Below are 17,292 nucleotides of genomic sequence, written 5' to 3'. Positions count from 1 at the left end.
CTCCCGGAGGGAGAGGGAACTGACCGAGGTGTCTGGCGCCATACATCTACCTGCCCCACTGAGTCGATTATGGATTCACAGCAGTATTTTCAGGTCGGCGTAACTTATGAGCATCCTGCGGTCGGCCCCCTCTCCCTCCGGGAGAGGGCTGGGGTGAGGGTCAGCTTTTAAGTCACTCCGTCGGCACCAACTTATCCAACACACGATTCACAGCCATCTCCGCCACCATCACCACCTGCGCAATTCCTTGCACAGTCTTGCGGTGCGTGCCGTCCACCGTTGCCGCATGGTTGTTGAGCATGACCGTAGCCGAGCCGAGGGTTTCACTGGCGTCGGCCAGCAGGGATTCGGTGTCGGCATTGGGATTGGCCATGTACAGCGTGTTGGGGGTGTAAGGCGTGGCCATCAGGTCGGCGTTGGTCGGGCCGAGGTAATGGTCGAGGGCGCGCTCGGCGGCTTCGTGGAATTTCTTCGAATCGGGGGATTCGTAGGGGGATGCCGGGTCGGAGACCGGCGGGTTAGGCGTTACTTTGAACATTTACCAGATCCTCATTCAGGCTAGCCACCGCTTCTCTACTAAAAGAAGTGGAGGCAGCTGTGCGCAGGTTAGTAGACCGGGGATCTGGGAAACCGGCGCGCCGAAGCGCCCTGCGCACAACCACCATAAAGTGCAGGTATGGAGTACCTGACTGTCTGATGAGCTATACGCCCCAAATATGACGGGCTACTAAACCCGATCACTGGAAATCAGTGACGGAATCAAGTTACGCAGCATGCCCAGGGCGCACAAGCCGGCGGATTCTGGTGCATGCGTAGGCAGCGGCGCAAGGATTTGTAGGCTGTCGGACGTAACACTGAGTGTCTTTAAACAGCTGTGCTGGAAGGTGTTTATTGCGCTGCAGAAATCGGGAATTTTCCTGTAGGGATCTGGCGATGCAGCTGCCGCCTTCGCGAGCAAGCCCGCTCCCACAGGTTTTGTGCACGACACAAATCCCCAGTGGGAGCGGGCTTGCTCGCGAAGAGGCCAGTCAGAACACTGAAGATTCCAGATCAGTCAACGAGCCCCGCATCCACCAACAACTTCTCCAACCCCAACAAATCCGGCACCTTCGCCACCTGCTCCCCGATCTGCACCGCCGCCTGCTCCAGCCCACACAACGGCACGTCGACATAACTCAACTGGCTATCAAGCTTGTACGAACGCGGAATCCCCTGCACCAGCAGCGCAATGAACTTCAACTCCGGCAACCCGCCCAGCGCATTCAAAATCACGATCCGCGCCCGCTCGCCAATAACGATTTTCTGCCCGCATGCCGACTCAAAACTAAGCAACGGAATCTGCCGCTCACGCCACGTCACTCGCCCCAGATACCACGGCGGTGTGTCCAGATCGAACGCACTGGCCTGATAGTCAATCAGCTCAGCAACGGCGACGTTGGGCAGGATCAGATTGCGATCCGCCAGCGGCAGCAGCAACCCGGTGAGTTGGCTGCTGCGTTGATTATGTCGGCGCTCATCCATGTTTCTTGCTCCACTGGGCAATGCTTTCAAGCAGCACCGACTCTTGATACGGCTTGCCGAGGTAATCGTTGACGCCGATCGCCATGGCGCGGTCGCGGTGTTTCTGCCCGGTGCGTGAGGTGATCATGATGATCGGCAGGTGTTGCAGGCGTTCGTCGTTGCGCACTCGGGTGGCGACTTCGAAGCCGTCCATGCGCGGCATTTCGATGTCGAGCAGCATCAGGTCGGGCATGTGTTCTTCCAGCAGCAACATGGCGTCGACACCGTCCTTGGCGGTCAGCACGTTCATGCCGTGACGCTCGAGCAAACGGCTGGTGACCTTGCGCACCGTGACCGAGTCGTCGACCACCATCACCAGCAGCGGTTTCTGCGGTTCGCTGTCGAGCTCCGGCAGCGTCGGCGTCTGCACAACCCGCGCCTGCATCGCCCGAATCGGCGCGAGCAAATCAAGAATCAGCACCACCCGGCCATCGCCCAGAATCGTCGCCCCGGACACGCCCTGCACCGCCGCGAATTGCGCGCCGAGGCTCTTGACCACGATCTCGCGGGTGCCGGCCATGGTATCCACCAGCACCGCAATGTGCCGGTCGTTGTAATGCACCAGCAACACCGGCAACGGCAGGTTCTGGCCAAGCAGTTTCGGCCGTGGCGCGGTTTTCAGCAGTTCACCGAGGTAGCACAGCTCATAGGTCTGGCCGCCGTACTGATAGCGCGGCGGATCCTGACGGAAATGCCCTTCCAGATCATTCGGCAACACGCGAACAATGCCTTCGATGGTGTTCAGCGGAATCGCGTACTGATCCTCGCCACACTGCACCATCAACGCGCGGTTGACCGACACGGTGAACGGCAGACGAATACGGAAATGCACGCCTTGCCCCGGCACCGAATTGATGCTCATGGTCCCGCCCAACTGGCGGACCTCTTCATGGACCACGTCCATGCCGACGCCACGTCCGGAAATCTGCGTGATCTTCTCCGCAGTGGAAAACCCCGGCTGCAGGATGAACTGCAACACGTCGCGGTCGCTGATCTCGGCATTTGGCGCGAGCAGCCCCCGTTTGATCGCCTTCTTGCGCACGGCTTCCAGTGGCACCCCGGCGCCGTCGTCGCGAATATCGAAAACGATGTCGCCGCCCTCGCGGGACAGGTCCAGGCTTATCGTGCCCTGCGCCGGTTTACCCGCCGCCAGCCGCACTTCGGCGGACTCCAGACCATGGTCAACGGCGTTGCGCAGCATATGTTCCAGCGGCGCGGCCATGCGTTCGAGGACGTTGCGATCCATCTCGCCTTCAGCGTTGCCGACGACGAAGGCGACGTCTTTGTTCAGCTCTTCAGCGACCTGGCGGACGATGCGTTTGAGGCGCGGCAACATACGCTCGAACGGCACCATGCGCGTACGCATCAGGCCTTCCTGCAACTCGGTGTTGATGCGGCCCTGTTGCTGCAACAGGTTCTCGGCGTCGTGATTACGGCGATCGAGGGTTTCCTTGAGGTCGAGCAAGTCAGAGGCGGATTCGAACAGCGCCCGCGACAGTTGTTGCAACTGCGAATGGCGGTCCATTTCCAGCGGGTCGAATTCTTCGTAGCCGAGGCGTTCGGCATCGACTTGCTGACGGCTGAGAATCCGCCCCTGGGTTTCGGTGTCGAGCCGGCGTAACTGATCGCGCATCCGTTCGATGGTGGTTTCCATCTCGTTCAGGGCAATCTGTGCGTCGTTGACTTGCTGTTCGATACGGCCCCGGAAGATCGACGTTTCGCCGGCCAGATTGACCAGCTCATCGAGCAGTTCGGCGGAGACCTTGACCATGTCCGCGCCGGCGTCGGCAGCCGGCGGCGCCGCGTCAGTCTTGACCGGCACAGGTAGCACTGGCGGCGTTTCTACCGTCACCGGGTGGCTGAAATTCTGGATCGCATTGATCAGCCGATCCGCCGGCGGGCACGGTTGCCCGGCGCGCACGCCATCAAGCATTTGCGCCAGACGATCATGGCCGCGCTGCACCAGCGCAAACAGTTCCGCCGAGGGCTGCAACGCCCCGGTGGAAAGGCTTTCGTAGAGGTATTCCAGCTCATGGGCGAGGTCGCCGATCGGGCCGATTTCGACCATTCGCGCGCCGCCCTTGAGGGTGTGCAGGTCGCGCAGCAGGGTTTCCACTTCCTGACGATTGCCAGGCTCCGCCTGCCAGCGCAGCAGCGCGGCGCCGGAGTTTTCGATGATGTCGAAGCCTTCTTCGAGGAAGATCTCCAGCAGTTCCGGATCGTGGCCAGCGCTGTCGTGATCGACGGGTGCAGCTGGAGTTTCGGCAACGTTTTGGCCTTGGCGGACCTGACGAATAACGTCGATCAGATCCTGCGCCGGGGTCAGCGGCTGATGGTTTTGCAGTTGATCAAGCAACAACGCCAAGCGGTCATGGCTCTTGAGCAGCAAGCGCCCCAGGCTTTCGCTGTAGTGATAACGACGATCGACCAAACCTTCGTAAAGGCTTTCCAGCTCTTGAGCCAGATCGCCAATCGCCTCGACTTCGGCCATCCGCGCGCCGCCCTTGAGCGTATGCAAATCCCGCTGCAACGAGGACAGTGGCGCTGTGTTGTCCAGGTCGTTCAGCCAGCGCTGCAGGGCCTGGCCTGAGCTGTCGAGAATGTCCACCGCCTCTTCAAGGAAGATCTCGACGATCTCGTCATCGGGTTCAAGCGCCGTTGCCTTTTGCTGCAACTCAGCGGTGGCGCTGCCCAGTTCACGGATGCTCAGGGTGCGGCTGCCATCGCTGCGAATCAGGCCCATGGAAGAAGGATCGAGGCTCTGATCGAGCAGATCATGCAACGCCCGAATCCGCTCTGGCTGCGGCGTGACTTCCTGACCGGCAGCCAGTTCATCGAGCATGTTGATCAGCGCTTCATGGGCGTTCTGCGCTTCCTGGAAAAACTGCTCGCTGACCGCCAGGCTGCTTTCTTCCACGGCGCCGTAGAGATCGAGCAAGGCTTCGCACAACACATCCACCGGCAGCAAATCCGCCAAATGCGCGCCTTCGCCGAGGGTGGTCAGTTCATCCAGCAAGGCGCTGAGTTCCTGGCGCTCGCCGGGGTGTTGTTGCCAGCGCTGTAGCAGGCTCTCCGCATCCAGCAGGATGTCCATGCCTTGAGCGAGGAAGTTATTGATCAGTTGCGGATCGCGCTTGATCCGCAGGCCGGTATTGGGCGCATCGAGGATCGACGCCAGGCGCTCGGTGAGCAAGGTTTCCGAGCGTTTGATCAGCGACTGCGCGCCGACAATCGGCGCCAGCGGATCATGCTTGAGTTGACGCAGGCCGACGCGGAACAAGCCCTCGGCTTCGAGTAGCAACTCCACTTCGTCGAGGTCCAGCGGCAACTGGTGCGCCTTGAACTCGCGGGCCAGTTGATCGAGCGGTGCAGCGAGTTCGGCAATCGGCAATACGCCGGCCATCGACGCACTGCCCTTGAGCGTGTGCAAGGCGCGCTGCAACTCGTCACTGGCCTGCAACGGCACATGCTCGGCGGCCTGATCGAGAAAACGGTTGAGGCTGGCGAGGTGGGTTTCGGCTTCGTTGCGGAAGATCTCCAGCAACAGCGGATCGAGCGCTGCGACATCGTCGACATCTTCGGCGGCCAGCGGCTCGTCACCCTTGGCCAAGGCGTGAGCGCGGGCGGCGAGTTGATCGACATCGCTGCGCTGACGCTGGCGGTTGGTGGCAAATTCATTGATCAACTCGGGCAGCAACAGCACGGTGTCGGTGAGCAGTTGCTGTACCACCGAACCGGGTTCGACGCTTTGTTCCAGTACACGGTTAAGCAGGTTTTCCACCGACCACGCCAGCTCGCCAAGGATCAACGCACGGACCATGCGCCCGCTGCCCTTCAAGGTGTGAAAGGCGCGGCGCAGTTCAGTCAACGCGGCGCGATCCTGCGGATTGGCCGACCAGCGCGGCAGGTATTCGTGGAGAACCTCGAGGACCTCGTCGGTCTCTTCGAGAAACACTTCGCGCAGTTCATCGTCGACCGGCTCTTCATCGGCCGGTGGCGGCATCAGGCTGCCAGGAGTAATCAGAGCCGGCGGGTTGAGCGCCGAAACCGGGCTGGCCAGGACGTCGGCCAGCGACTGCACGGTTTCCGGATCATCGAGCGCCTGCATGTCCTGCATTACCAGCGCTTCGCTGGGACTGAGAACGTCTTCAAGCACTGGCACATGCTGCGCGCCGGGCTGCTCATCGGGAAAGAAACCCAGACTGGCGAGGGACTTCTGCGCGACATCCAGCAATTGTTCGCCCGGTGCGTGCGGGTCGTCACTCAAGCGTTCGAGGTAATACTCAAGGCTGCTGATGACATCGGCCAGATGATCGAGTTGTTCCCAACCCGGCTCATGCGGATCAAGCAGCAAATGTTCGCGGATAAAACCATTGCAGGCTTCGACCAGACTCGCCGCACGGCTGAGTGGAATCATCGCCAGCGCACCGCGCACCTGAGTCAGCAGCGCCGGCAACGGTTGCAGGTGCTGGCGATCCCAATCGGCGTCGATGTAGTCGACGATCATGTCCTTGGCCTGTTGCAGGCAGATGCGCGCTTCCTTGATGACGATCTGATGGATCTGCGTCAGGTCGGTAGTCGGCAGGCGCGAGTCTTCCGGGCTTTCCGGTTCGACCGTGCCGACCATTCCGGCCAGCGTCGCTTCGACGTAGAGCAGCGCACCGGCAACGTCCATCAGGATCGCGTCGTTCGGTTCACGCTGGCCTTGGGCGAGGCTGAGCACCACGGCCAATTGATCGATGATGACTTTGCGCGGCTGGCCGAAACCGAGCACGGCGAGGGTATCGGCGATCTGCCGCAGCGGTGCGAGCAGGCTTTCCAGATCCGAGGTGTGCTGACGGTCACTGCGCACGAACAGGTCGAGGCGTTCCTTGACCCGCACCAGCTCTTCACACAACGCAGCGAGCACCGAGCGCATCGCATCGCGGTCGGGTCCGGCCAGGCGCGCGCGTTCTTCGTCGACCATCGCGCTGTCGGGCAACGCGTCGTCCAGGGAGTAGCGATCTTTCATGGTCAGCATCTGCCCGGTGGGATGTTCGGCTTTGGCAATATAGAACAACAGGCTTTTCAGCAGTTCTGGCGGTGGCGCCTGATTGAGGCCGGCCATGCCTTGTTCGAGCAGGCGCTTGAGCTGTTTGTCGGCGTCCTTGAACAGGCTGCGCAACGCCGGACTGTTGGCGATGACGCCCTGACGCATGCCTTCGACCAGTGCCGAGGCGACTTGCCACAGCGGGCTCAGCGGCGAATCACCGCTCAGCGCTTCGAGACGGGTGAAGACTTTGGCCAGATAATCGAGGTGAGTCTGGTCATCCTGCTCGCGCAGCAAACCGACCAAGGCCATTTGCAGCGTCTGGCGGAGTTTGCGCAGCACGTTCGGCAGCTCTGCCGGCTCAAGCAGCGCCAGGGCTTCTGCGCTCAGCGGTGCCAGCTCAGGCAGTTGCGGGCTGAACAGACTGGTTTCCGAGAGCAGGCTTTCGCCACGGGCGCTGCGCAGATCATTGATCAACGGCAACACCACCAGCGGCAGATCCCGCCGGGCGCTCTGTACGCGATCGAGGTAGATCGGCAATTGCCCGAGGGCTTGTAGCAACAGATGCAGGGCTTCGTCGCGATGGCTGACGCGCTCGTGCTGCAAGGCTTCGACCAGATGTTCCATTTCTTCGGCGAGCAAGGCTGCGCCGTAGAATTCGACCATCTGCAAACTGCCGTGGACCTGATGGATGTACGCCAGGCACTCGTCCAGCCCGGGAAAGGCCTGCGGATCATCAAGCACGGCTTCAATCGCCTGATGCGCCAGCTTCAGCGTTTCGGCAATTTCGCCTTTGACCCATTCGAGGGCCACATAGTCGTGCCGATCACCCATAACCACTCCACTCACGCCTTATCTGTCGCTGCCGGCAAGGTGAACCCGGACACCGAACGCCGCAACTGACTGGCCATTTTCGCCAGGTTGCCGATGCTTTCCGCAGTGGCCGTGGAACCCGACGAGGTCTGCGAGGTGATCTGCTGGATCACGTTCATCGTCAGCGAGATCTGCCCGGCAGAAGAGGTCTGCTGCTGCGCCGCATTGGAAATGCTCTGAATCAGCGCCGCGAGGGTCTTCGATACGCCTTCGATTTCTTCCAGGGCCACACCGGCATCCTGCGCCAGTCGCGCGCCGCGCACCACTTCGGTGGTGGTCTGTTCCATCGAGATCACCGCTTCGTTGGTGTCGGTCTGAATCGCCCGCACCAGGGTTTCGATCTGCCGGGTAGCGGCAGACGAGCGCTCGGCCAAGCGCTGCACTTCATCGGCGACCACGGCGAAACCGCGCCCGGCATCACCGGCCATCGACGCCTGAATCGCCGCGTTGAGGGCGAGGATGTTGGTCTGGTCGGCAATGTCATCGATCAGGCTGACGATGTCGCCGATTTCCTGCGACGACTCGCCGAGACGCTTGATGCGCTTGGCAGTGTCCTGAATCTGTTCACGAATGTTGTCCATGCCGTGGATGGTGTTGTGCACCACCTCGTTGCCCTTGTTGGCGATTTCCACGGAACGCTCCGCCACCGCCGAAGACTCGGCGGCGTTGGCCGAAACCTGATCGATGGATTCGGCCATGTCGCTGATCGCGGTCGAGGCTTCGGAAATCTGCTGGGCCTGATGCTCCGAGGCCTGGGCCAGGTGCATGGCGGTGGCCTGGGTTTCCTGCACCGCAGCAGCAACCTGGCCGGCGGTGAGGTTGATGGTCGCGACCAGATCGCGCAACTGGTCGACGGAGTAGTTGATCGAGTCGGCGATGGTGCCGGTGAAGTCTTCGGTCACCGAGGCAGTCACGGTGAGGTCGCCGTCGGCAAGGTCCTCGATTTCATCGAGCAGGCGCATGATCGCGTTCTGGTTGCGCTCGTTCTTCTCGGCGGTTTCGCGCAGTTGCCGGTTGGTTTCACGGACCATGACCAGACCGATAAGGATGATCGAGGCCAGCGCCAGCAAACCGAGGACATAGCCGCCGATGGTGTCGGTGTTGCGTCCGCCGGCAAGGTTCTCGAAGCGAGTGGCCAGGTGCGAGGCTTCGTCGAGCAGGGTTTGCGAGAGGCTGAAGATATTGCTCGCCGATTCACGGACCTTGAACAACTCCGGCGAGGTTTCGAGGATTTCATCCACCGAGCCGGAGACGAACTGGAACAGCTCGGAGATTTCACTCAGACGCGCACGGGCGTCGCGGTCTTCGACCTGGCTGATTTTCAGCGCCGGGTTGCCTTGCAGCATACCGTTGAGCACTTGGCCGAAACGGGTGGCGTCGCGGCCAAAGGCATCGGCGGCTTGCTGCGAGTTTTCATCACCGGCAAGCACGGTGTTGACCGCGCCGAGGATGCGCTCGGCGAGCAGCGACTGCCGCTGGGCCATCGCCACTTGCGCTGCCGGTGCGCCGCGCTGGAGGAGGATTTCGACGACTTTTTCGTATTCGATCTGCAACTGCGGCACGGTTTCGGCCAGGGTCGCGGCGACCTGATGCAGCGACAGCACAGTCTGCTCGCTGGAAAGAATCGCGTCGGTGTTTTTCAGCAGGCGTTCCCAGTCCAGCTGCACCGCGCGCATTTCCGGGCGCACGGTGGCGGGTGCTGGTGGCAGGCCGGTGGCCGGGTCGCCTTTCTTCAGATAACCCCAGCGCTGGGCAAAATCGTTGCGCGCATCGCTGAGCAATTTGAACGCAGCGGCCTTGCCGGCGGCGGCTTCGGTGGCGTTCTTGGCGATGCGTTGCGAGAGCACGCGCAGCTCACCGGCGTGGCCGATGTACTGTTTGTCGTAGTTCGCTTGAGTGTTGAGGTAAGCGAAGTTGGCGAACAGCAGCATGATGAACACGATCAGTGCGATGAACAGCACGATGATCTGCGAGCGACTGCGCGAACCTTCCGCCGGCTTGCCTGTTTTTGCTTTTGTCATCGGTCCTCGCCTATGAAACCTGCCACGGTCCAATGTGGGAGCGGGCTTGCTCGCGAATGCGGTGGGTCAGCCAGCATCAATGTTGAATGTCAGCCCGTATTCGCGAGCAAGCCCGCTCCCACATGGGTTCTCTGTTGGTTCGACTAGATTGCGACGCTCATGAACACCGGGGATTTCGCCAACGCAAACAGGCTGAACACCCGCCAGTTCTGCTCGCGCCGAAAATAGCCTTTGACGAACTCGGCCTTCGAACCCTGGCGCTTGCTGAGCGAAATCGGCTCGAAGCTGCCCTGCTCAAAATGCTGCAGGCCGATCACCTCATCGACCATCAGTCCGGCGAACACATCGCCATGCTCGACCACCAACACCCGTCGCTGTTTACGCAACGGCGACAGCTCATGGCCGAAGAAACCGCAAAGGTCCATGATCGGCAGCAGGCGCCCACGCAGGTTAGCCACACCCTTGACCCACGGCTTGACCCCGGGCAACTGAGTGAAGCGCGGTTCGTGCAGCACTTCGCTGACTTCGCCCATCGGCGCCACGTACCAATGCTCACCGAGGCGAAAGCCGATGCCGCTCCAGCGATCCTGACGCGCCGGTTGCGACGGCAAGTCCGCCGCCAGCAAGCGGCAGCGCTGGTCGATCTGCCAGAGCAGTTCGAACGCGGTCAGCGATTCGCTCATGGTTGTGCGATCAGCCTTTGAGTACGTTGTTCAGGGTCTTGATCAGGGTTTCTTCATCGACCGGTTTGGTCAGGTAATCCTTGGCGCCCTGACGGGTACCCCAGACCTTGTCGGTTTCCTGATCCTTGGTGGTGATGATGATCACCGGGATGTGGCTGGTGTCGGCATCCTTGGTCAACTGGCGGGTCGCCTGAAAACCGTTGAGGCCGGGCATGACGATGTCCATCAGCACGGCGTCGGGTTTTTCCTGACGGGCCAGGGCCACACCGTCGGCGCCGTTTTCGGCCTTCAACACTTCATGACCGTGCTTTTCGAGCATGCCGGTCAGTTTGTACATTTCAGTCGGCGAATCATCGACGATCAGGATACGTGCCATGGTTTTCCCCATTTTTCTTGTCGACGTCCGGCCCGCTGGCCGCGCGTCTCTGTACGTGTGTTACTGCGGCAAAACGGCGGCGAAGCCCGGAACATGGGCCTGAATCGCGTTGAGCAGTTCTTCCTTGCTGAACGGCTTGGTCAAAAATTGATCAGAACCGACAATGCGCCCCTTGGCCTTGTCGAACAGCCCGTCGCGCGATGACAGCATGATCACCGGTGTGGCCTTGAACGCACTGTTGTTCTTGATTAAAGCGCAGGTCTGATAACCATCCAGACGCGGCATCATGATGTCGACAAAAATGATCCCGGGATGGTTGTCGGCGATCTTGGCCAGGGCGTCGAAACCGTCGATCGCCGTGATCACTTCGCAACCGACATTCTTCAACAATGTTTCGGCGGTGCGACGAATCGTTTTCGAGTCGTCGATCACCATGACCTTCAAGGCGCTGGACTGCTGTTCCATAAGAGGGCTCTACCGTCGCCTTTGCGAATCAATTTGTCCGTTTTGCGATGACTGATGGCTGGAAACCCTTGATGTTCAAGGGCCAGCACTGCATGGCAGCCTTTTTAGCACAGTCTCCAGATGCAATCTATCGACGGGTTTTTCCTTGACCGAAAACCCGCCCGGCGCCACTCTGGCGGCACTTTTTCAATACCGATCCGGTAGCCAATTTTCGAGGAAAACCCAATGAGCGTTCGCGTCGGGATTGTCATGGACCCTATCGCCAGCATCTCCTATAAAAAGGATAGCTCGCTGGCCATGCTGCTGGCCGCGCAGAAGCGTGGCTGGGAACTGTTCTACATGGAACAGAAGGACCTGTATCAGGCCGAAGGTCAGGCGCGGGCGCGCATGAAGCCGCTGAAGGTCTTCGCCAACCCGGAAAAATGGTTCGAACTGGACGCTGAACAGGACAACCTGCTGAGCGATCTGGACGTGATCCTGATGCGCAAGGATCCGCCGTTCGACATGGAGTTCGTCTACTCCACCTACCTGCTCGAACAGGCCGAAGCCGCCGGCGTACTGGTGGTGAACAAGCCGCAGAGCCTGCGCGACTGCAATGAAAAGCTGTTCGCCACGCTGTTCCCGCAGTGCACGCCGCCGACCATTGTCAGCCGTCGCCCGGATGTATTGCGTGAATTCGCCGACCATCACGGCGACGTGATCCTCAAGCCGCTGGACGGCATGGGCGGTTCGTCGATCTTCCGCCACACCGCCGGCCACCCGAACCTGTCGGTAATCCTCGAAACCCTGACCCTGCACGGCAAGCAGCAGATCATGATTCAGGGCTACCTGCCGGCCATCGTCGATGGCGACAAGCGCATCCTGATGATCGATGGCGAGCCGGTGGATTACTGCCTGGCGCGGATTCCGGCACTCGGCGAAACCCGTGGTAACCTCGCCGCCGGCGGCCGCGGTGAAGCGCGTCCGCTGACCGACAAGGATCGCTGGATTGCCGCACAGGTCGGCCCGACGCTGCGCGAGAAAGGCCTGCTGTTTGTCGGCCTTGATGTCATCGGCGAGCACCTGACCGAAATCAACGTCACCAGCCCGACCTGCATCCGTGAAATCGACAATGCGTTTGGCACGGATATCGGCGGCATGCTGATGGATGCCATCGCCCAGAAGCTGCAAGCCGCCGGCAAAAAGCCACAAGCTTGATGCACGTCACATGCAGTCTGTCGCTTGAAGCGTGAAGCCCAAGGCGCGAAACCAACATTGCGTTATCATGCGCAGCCTCTGAAAAACGCGATGTTGGTTTTCTTGTCATGACCCTCCCGTCCGATCTGCCCGCTGAACTCGCCCACCGTGGCGTGCGCCCGGCCGATCGCCTCGGATTTACCCTGTTTCTCGCCGCGCTGATCCATTTGGCGCTGCTGCTCGGCGTCGGCTTCACCATGGTCGAGCCCAAGCAAATCAGCAAAACCCTGGAAATCACCCTCGCCACCTTCAAGAGCGAAAAGAAGCCGGAGAAGGCTGACTTTCTCGCCCAGGAAAACCAGGAAGGCAGCGGCACACTGGACAAGAAGGCGACCCCCAAGACCACAGAAGTGGCGCCGTTTCAGGACAATCAGGTCAAGAAAGTCACCCCGCCACCGGCCGCCAAGCCGCAAGTGCAGGAAGCCGCGCCCAAGGCTGCGGTGACCACCGTCGCGCCGAAGCCGAAAAAGGCGCCCACCAAGAAAGAAGAAAGCAAAACCGAGGTCAAACCGACGGTTGATGCGCCAGAGTTCGACAGCTCGCAGCTGTCCAGCGACATCGCCAGCCTCGAAGCCGAACTGGCCAAGGAACAACAGCTGTACGCCAAGCGCCCGCGCATCCACCGCTTGAGCGCGGCGTCGACCATGCGCGACAAGGGCGCCTGGTACAAGGACGACTGGCGCAAGAAGGTCGAGCGCATCGGCAACCTCAATTACCCCGAAGAGGCACGGCGCAAGCAGATCTACGGCAATTTGCGCTTGATGGTCTCGATCAATCGCGACGGCTCGCTGTACGAAGTGCTGGTGCTGGAATCGTCCGGCCAGCCGCTGCTGGATCAGGCGGCGCAGCGCATCGTCCGGTTGGCGGCACCGTTTGCGCCGTTTACCGGGGACTTGTCGGATATCGATCGCCTGGAAATTATTCGCACCTGGAAATTTGCCCGGGGCGACAAACTCTCGAGCAACTGACACACCACAGAAACCTTGTGGGAGCGAGCTTGCTCGCGAAGAGGCCGGCACATGCACCATTGATATTGCCTGACCGGCCGCCTTCGCGAGCAAGCTCGCTCCCACATTTGATCTTCATTGCTCTCTGATCCTCAGCTTGTCAGTTCGCCCTTGCGACGCCACACTAGCGCACATGAAAAACGTCAGCCCCAGCTACCTCAAGCATCACTTCCTGATCGCCATGCCACACATGGCCGACCCGAACTTTGCCCACACCTTGACCTACATCGTCGAGCACACGGCCAATGGCGCGATGGGGATTGTGGTCAACCGGCCGCAAGAGCTGAATCTGGCCGACATCCTCGAGCAATTGCGCCCGGACATCGACCCGCCAGCACTGTGCCAGCACGTACCGATTTTCATTGGCGGCCCGGTGCAGACCGATCGCGGTTTTGTCCTGCACCCGGCGGGCAAGTCCTTCCAGGCCACCGCGCAGCTGGACGGCGATCTGGCCCTGTCGACTTCGCAGGATGTGCTGTTCGCCATCGCTGACGGCGTTGGCCCGGCGAAAAGCCTGATTGCCCTCGGTTATGCCGGCTGGGAAGCCGGGCAGCTTGAAGCGGAACTCGCCGACAACGCCTGGCTGACCTGCCCCTACGACGCCGACATCCTGTTCAACACCAGCAGCGAACTGCGCCTGGAAGCGGCGGCGCGGCACTTGGGGATCGACCTCAATCTGCTCACCAGCCAGGCAGGTCACGCCTGATGGCCCTGCGCCTGATTCTCGGCTTCGACTACGGCACCAAACAGATCGGCGTCGCGGTCGGCCAGGTCATTACCGGCCAAGCCCGCGAGCTGTGCACGTTGAAGGCACAGAACGGCGTTCCCGACTGGAACCAGGTCGAAGCTCTTGTCAAGGAGTGGAAACCCGACGCTGTGGTCGTCGGCCTGCCGTTGAACATGGACGGCACCCCGAGCGACATGTGTGTACGCGCGGAGAAATTCGCCCGCCGCCTCAACGGCCGCTTCAACCTGCCCTTCTATACCCATGACGAGCGCCTGACCACGTTCGAGGCCAAAGGCGAGCGCCTGGCCCGTGGCGGGCAGAAAGGCAGTTACCGCGACAACCCGGTGGACGCCATCGCCGCCGCCCTGCTGTTGCAGGGCTGGCTCGATGAAAACACTGCATTGTTTGAATCCTGACAAGCGCTTCGGCGCTTTTCTTTTGGTTATAACCCGAGCCTCGTCCGGCAGGACGCCGCTCGGACTCAACAAGGAGCAACCATGAGCCTGCCCAATCCCGCCGATCTGATCAGCCAGATGGCGACCCGCCTCAAGGCGCACCTTGCCCAACGTGAAATCAGCGAGCCACGTTACATCGGCATTCGTACTGGCGGCATCTGGGTCGCGCAGGCCTTGCTCAAGGAACTGGGCAGCGACGCGCCATTGGGCACGCTGGATGTGTCCTTCTACCGCGACGACTTCAGCCAGAACGGCCTGCACCCGCAAGTCCGTCCGTCCGCCCTGCCCTTCGAGATCGAAGGCCAGCATCTGGTGTTGATCGACGACGTACTGATGAGCGGCCGCACCATCCGCGCCGCCATGAACGAATTGTTCGACTACGGCCGCCCGGCCAGTGTGACCCTGGTCTGCCTGCTGGACCTGGACGCCGGTGAACTGCCGATTCGCCCGAACGTGGTCGGCGCGACGCTGTCGCTGGCTGCTCACGAACGGGTGAAGCTGTCCGGCCCCGAGCCGCTGACGCTGGAACTGCAAGACTTCAACCTTTAATCCGCCCTATTGAGAGTCCCCCTCGCGATGACGCCTCTAGATACCAAGCGCCCGCTGCAGCTCAATGATCAGGGCCAGCTGCGCCACTTCCTCTCGCTCGACGGCCTGCGCCGCGAGTTGCTGACGGAAATCCTCGACACTGCCGACTCGTTCCTCGAAGTCGGTGCCCGGGCGGTGAAGAAAGTCCCGTTGCTGCGCGGCAAGACCGTGTGCAACGTGTTCTTCGAAAACTCCACGCGCACCCGCACCACCTTCGAACTGGCGGCCCAGCGGCTGTCGGCGGACGTGATCACCCTGAACGTGTCGACCTCGTCGGCGAGTAAAGGTGAAACGCTGCTCGATACGCTGCGCAACCTCGAAGCCATGGCCGCCGACATGTTCGTCGTGCGCCACGGTGATTCCGGCGCCGCGCACTTCATCGCCGAACATGTCTGCCCGCAAGTGGCGATCATCAACGGCGGTGACGGCCGTCATGCTCACCCGACCCAGGGCATGCTCGACATGCTCACCATCCGTCGGCACAAGGGCGGTTTCGAAAACCTCTCGGTGGCGATCGTCGGCGACATCCTCCACTCGCGGGTGGCGCGCTCGAACATGCTCGCGCTGAAAACCCTCGGCTGCCCGGACATCCGCGTGATCGCGCCGAAAACCCTGCTGCCGATCGGCATCGAGCAATACGGCGTGAAGGTCTACACCGACATGACCGAAGGCCTGAAAGACGTCGACGTGGTGATCATGCTGCGCTTGCAGCGTGAACGCATGACCGGCGGCCTGCTGCCGAGCGAAGGCGAGTTCTACCGCCTGTTCGGCCTGACCACCGCGCGTCTGGCCGGGGCCAAACCCGATTGCATCGTCATGCACCCGGGCCCGATCAACCGTGGCGTGGAAATCGAGTCCGCAGTGGCCGACGGCCCGCACTCGGTGATCCTCAACCAGGTGACTTACGGCATCGCAATTCGTATGGCCGTGCTGTCCATGGCCATGAGCGGGCAAACCGCCCAGCGCCAATTCGAGCAGGAGAACGCCCAGTGAAGCTCAGCATTCTCGGCGCACGCGTCATCGATCCAAGCAGCGGCCTGGATCAAGTCACCGACATTCACGTTGAAGCCTGCAAGATCGTCGCCCTCGGCGCCGCTCCAGCCGGTTTCACGGCAGTAGAAACCATCGACGCCCAAGGCCTTGTCGCCGCTCCGGGCCTGGTTGATCTGAACGTGGCCCTGCGCGAGCCGGGCTACAGCCGCAAAGGTTCGATCGTCAGCGAGACCCGTGCGGCCGCCGCCGGCGGTGTCACCAGTCTGTGCTGCCCACCGAAAACCAGACCGGTGCTCGACACCTCCGCCGTGGCCGAGCTGATCCTCGACCGCGCCCGCGAAGCCGGCAACACCAAGGTGTTCCCGATTGGCGCGCTGAGCAAAGGTCTGGACGGCGAGCAACTGGCCGAACTGGTTGCCCTGCGCGATGCCGGTTGCGTAGCGTTCGGCAACGGCCTCGAAAGCTTCCGCAACACCCGCACCCTGTGCCGGGCGCTGGAATACGCGGCGACGTTCGACCTGACGGTGATTTTCAACTCGCAGGATCACGATCTCGCCGAGGGCGGTCTGGCTCATGAAGGCGCGGTTGCCAGCTTCCTCGGCCTGCCGGGGATTCCGGAAACCGCTGAAACCGTGGCCTTGGCCCGTGATCTGTTGCTGGTCGAGCAGACCGGCGTGCGTGCGCACTTCAGCCAGTTGACCAGCGCTCGCGGCGTGGCCCTGATCGCTCAGGCCCAGGCACGTGGCTTGAAGGTGACGGCGGATGTTGCGCTGTATCAACTGATTCTGACCGACGAAGCGCTGATCGACTTCAACAGCCTGTATCACGTGCAGCCGCCGCTGCGTACGCGTGCGGATCGCGATGGTTTGCGTGAAGCGGTGAAGTCCGGCGTGGTCTCGGCGATTTCCAGCCATCACCAGCCGCACGAGCGTGATGCCAAACTGGCACCGTTCGGCGCGACCGAGCCGGGTATCAGCAGCGTTGAGTTGCTGCTACCGCTGGCGATGACGCTGGTTGAGGATGGTTTGCTCGATCTGCCGACCCTGCTGGCGCGGCTGAGCGCAGGCCCGGCTGAGGCGCTGCGCCTGCCGGCCGGCAAACTGGCGGTGGGCGGTGCGGCGGATATCGTGCTGTTCGATCCGCAGGCTTCGACGGTGGCCGGTGAAGGCTGGTTGTCGAAGGGTGAGAATTGCCCGTTCATTGGGCACACTTTGCCGGGTGTGGTTCGCTACACCCTGGTGGATGGGCGGATCAGCCACCAGGCTTGATACCGGGTTGC

At 61.5% G+C, this 17,292-nt stretch carries 14 protein-coding genes; 7 read left to right on the top strand and 7 right to left on the bottom strand.

Annotated elements, in window-relative coordinates:
* Positions 1–172: 172 nt before the first annotated feature.
* The 7 genes from ACM6IV_RS15210 to pilG all read right to left on the bottom strand — a co-directional run bounded on the left by ACM6IV_RS15210 (position 173) and on the right by pilG (position 11,007).
* A complete protein-coding gene (locus ACM6IV_RS15210) occupies positions 173–538 on the bottom strand; it encodes a DUF6124 family protein (RefSeq protein WP_414870606.1) in 366 nt (121 codons plus the stop codon).
* 512 nt (positions 539–1,050) lie between these two features.
* Complete coding sequence (locus ACM6IV_RS15205) at positions 1,051–1,521, bottom strand: chemotaxis protein CheW (RefSeq protein WP_414870605.1); 471 nt, start codon at positions 1,519–1,521, stop codon at positions 1,051–1,053.
* A complete protein-coding gene (locus tag ACM6IV_RS15200; protein WP_414870604.1) occupies positions 1,514–7,423 on the bottom strand; it encodes an Hpt domain-containing protein in 5,910 nt (1,969 codons plus the stop codon). The genes ACM6IV_RS15205 and ACM6IV_RS15200 overlap by 8 nt, the downstream gene beginning before the upstream one ends.
* A gap of 11 nt (positions 7,424–7,434) precedes the next feature.
* Entirely contained in the window at positions 7,435–9,483 is a 2,049-nt protein-coding gene (locus ACM6IV_RS15195) for a methyl-accepting chemotaxis protein (RefSeq protein WP_034153650.1), read from the bottom strand.
* Positions 9,484–9,626: 143 nt separating this feature from the next.
* A complete protein-coding gene (locus tag ACM6IV_RS15190) occupies positions 9,627–10,166 on the bottom strand; it encodes a chemotaxis protein CheW (RefSeq protein WP_414870603.1) in 540 nt (179 codons plus the stop codon).
* A 10-nt stretch (positions 10,167–10,176) separates the two neighbouring features.
* Positions 10,177–10,542, bottom strand: a complete 366-nt coding sequence (gene pilH / locus ACM6IV_RS15185) for a twitching motility response regulator PilH (protein ID WP_122596931.1) — start codon at positions 10,540–10,542, stop codon at positions 10,177–10,179.
* Positions 10,543–10,602: 60 nt separating this feature from the next.
* Entirely contained in the window at positions 10,603–11,007 is a 405-nt protein-coding gene (gene pilG, locus ACM6IV_RS15180; RefSeq protein ID WP_007913673.1) for a twitching motility response regulator PilG, read from the bottom strand.
* A 225-nt stretch (positions 11,008–11,232) separates the two neighbouring features.
* Between pilG and gshB the strand changes: the two genes are divergently transcribed.
* The 7 genes from gshB (at position 11,233) to ACM6IV_RS15145 (ending at position 17,281) form a co-directional block, all read left to right on the top strand.
* Positions 11,233–12,204, top strand: coding sequence for a glutathione synthase (gshB, locus tag ACM6IV_RS15175; RefSeq protein WP_414870602.1), 972 nt, complete (start codon positions 11,233–11,235; stop codon positions 12,202–12,204).
* Between the two features lie 107 nt (positions 12,205–12,311).
* Positions 12,312–13,211: an energy transducer TonB gene (locus tag ACM6IV_RS15170; protein ID WP_414870601.1), complete on the top strand. Its 900-nt coding sequence runs from the start codon at positions 12,312–12,314 to the stop codon at positions 13,209–13,211.
* Between the two features lie 172 nt (positions 13,212–13,383).
* Positions 13,384–13,956 carry a YqgE/AlgH family protein gene (locus ACM6IV_RS15165; protein WP_414870600.1) on the top strand — a complete coding sequence of 191 codons (573 nt, stop codon included), beginning with the start codon at positions 13,384–13,386 and terminating at the stop codon, positions 13,954–13,956.
* The gene (gene ruvX, locus ACM6IV_RS15160; protein WP_414870599.1) at positions 13,956–14,393 is read left to right on the top strand and encodes a Holliday junction resolvase RuvX; all 438 of its coding nucleotides are present in this window, start codon (positions 13,956–13,958) and stop codon (positions 14,391–14,393) included. Before ACM6IV_RS15165 ends, ruvX begins: the two co-directional genes overlap by 1 nt.
* Before the next feature lie 81 nt (positions 14,394–14,474).
* Complete coding sequence (gene pyrR, locus ACM6IV_RS15155) at positions 14,475–14,981, top strand: bifunctional pyr operon transcriptional regulator/uracil phosphoribosyltransferase PyrR (protein ID WP_016985973.1); 507 nt, start codon at positions 14,475–14,477, stop codon at positions 14,979–14,981.
* 27 nt (positions 14,982–15,008) lie between these two features.
* The gene (locus tag ACM6IV_RS15150; protein WP_007913665.1) at positions 15,009–16,013 is read left to right on the top strand and encodes an aspartate carbamoyltransferase catalytic subunit; all 1,005 of its coding nucleotides are present in this window, start codon (positions 15,009–15,011) and stop codon (positions 16,011–16,013) included.
* Positions 16,010–17,281 carry a dihydroorotase gene (locus ACM6IV_RS15145; protein ID WP_414870598.1) on the top strand — a complete coding sequence of 424 codons (1,272 nt, stop codon included), beginning with the start codon at positions 16,010–16,012 and terminating at the stop codon, positions 17,279–17,281. Before ACM6IV_RS15150 ends, ACM6IV_RS15145 begins: the two co-directional genes overlap by 4 nt.
* Positions 17,282–17,292: the final 11 nt, after the last annotated feature.

This window comes from Pseudomonas sp. IT-347P (assembly GCF_949768005.1).
Classification (GTDB): Bacteria; Pseudomonadota; Gammaproteobacteria; order Pseudomonadales; family Pseudomonadaceae; genus Aquipseudomonas.
Note: the sequence above shows the minus strand (reverse complement) of the source record. Positions and strands in the feature narration are given on the sequence as shown.

Excerpts from the sequence above, each read along its gene's own strand:
- pilH (WP_122596931.1), bottom strand. The coding sequence starts at position 10,542 with ATGGCACGTATCCTGATCGTCGATGATTCGCCGACTGAAATGTACAAA.
- ACM6IV_RS15200 (WP_414870604.1), bottom strand. The coding sequence starts at position 7,423 with ATGGGTGATCGGCACGACTATGTGGCCCTCGAATGGGTCAAAGGCGAA.
- ruvX (WP_414870599.1), top strand. The coding sequence starts at position 13,956 with ATGGCCCTGCGCCTGATTCTCGGCTTCGACTACGGCACCAAACAGATC.
- pyrR (WP_016985973.1), top strand. The coding sequence starts at position 14,475 with ATGAGCCTGCCCAATCCCGCCGATCTGATCAGCCAGATGGCGACCCGC.
- ACM6IV_RS15205 (WP_414870605.1), bottom strand. The coding sequence starts at position 1,521 with ATGGATGAGCGCCGACATAATCAACGCAGCAGCCAACTCACCGGGTTG.
- ACM6IV_RS15210 (WP_414870606.1), bottom strand. The coding sequence starts at position 538 with ATGTTCAAAGTAACGCCTAACCCGCCGGTCTCCGACCCGGCATCCCCC.
- ACM6IV_RS15195 (WP_034153650.1), bottom strand. The coding sequence starts at position 9,483 with ATGACAAAAGCAAAAACAGGCAAGCCGGCGGAAGGTTCGCGCAGTCGC.
- ACM6IV_RS15150 (WP_007913665.1), top strand. The coding sequence starts at position 15,009 with ATGACGCCTCTAGATACCAAGCGCCCGCTGCAGCTCAATGATCAGGGC.
- ACM6IV_RS15190 (WP_414870603.1), bottom strand. The coding sequence starts at position 10,166 with ATGAGCGAATCGCTGACCGCGTTCGAACTGCTCTGGCAGATCGACCAG.
- pilG (WP_007913673.1), bottom strand. The coding sequence starts at position 11,007 with ATGGAACAGCAGTCCAGCGCCTTGAAGGTCATGGTGATCGACGACTCG.
- ACM6IV_RS15170 (WP_414870601.1), top strand. The coding sequence starts at position 12,312 with ATGACCCTCCCGTCCGATCTGCCCGCTGAACTCGCCCACCGTGGCGTG.
- ACM6IV_RS15165 (WP_414870600.1), top strand. The coding sequence starts at position 13,384 with ATGAAAAACGTCAGCCCCAGCTACCTCAAGCATCACTTCCTGATCGCC.
- gshB (WP_414870602.1), top strand. The coding sequence starts at position 11,233 with ATGAGCGTTCGCGTCGGGATTGTCATGGACCCTATCGCCAGCATCTCC.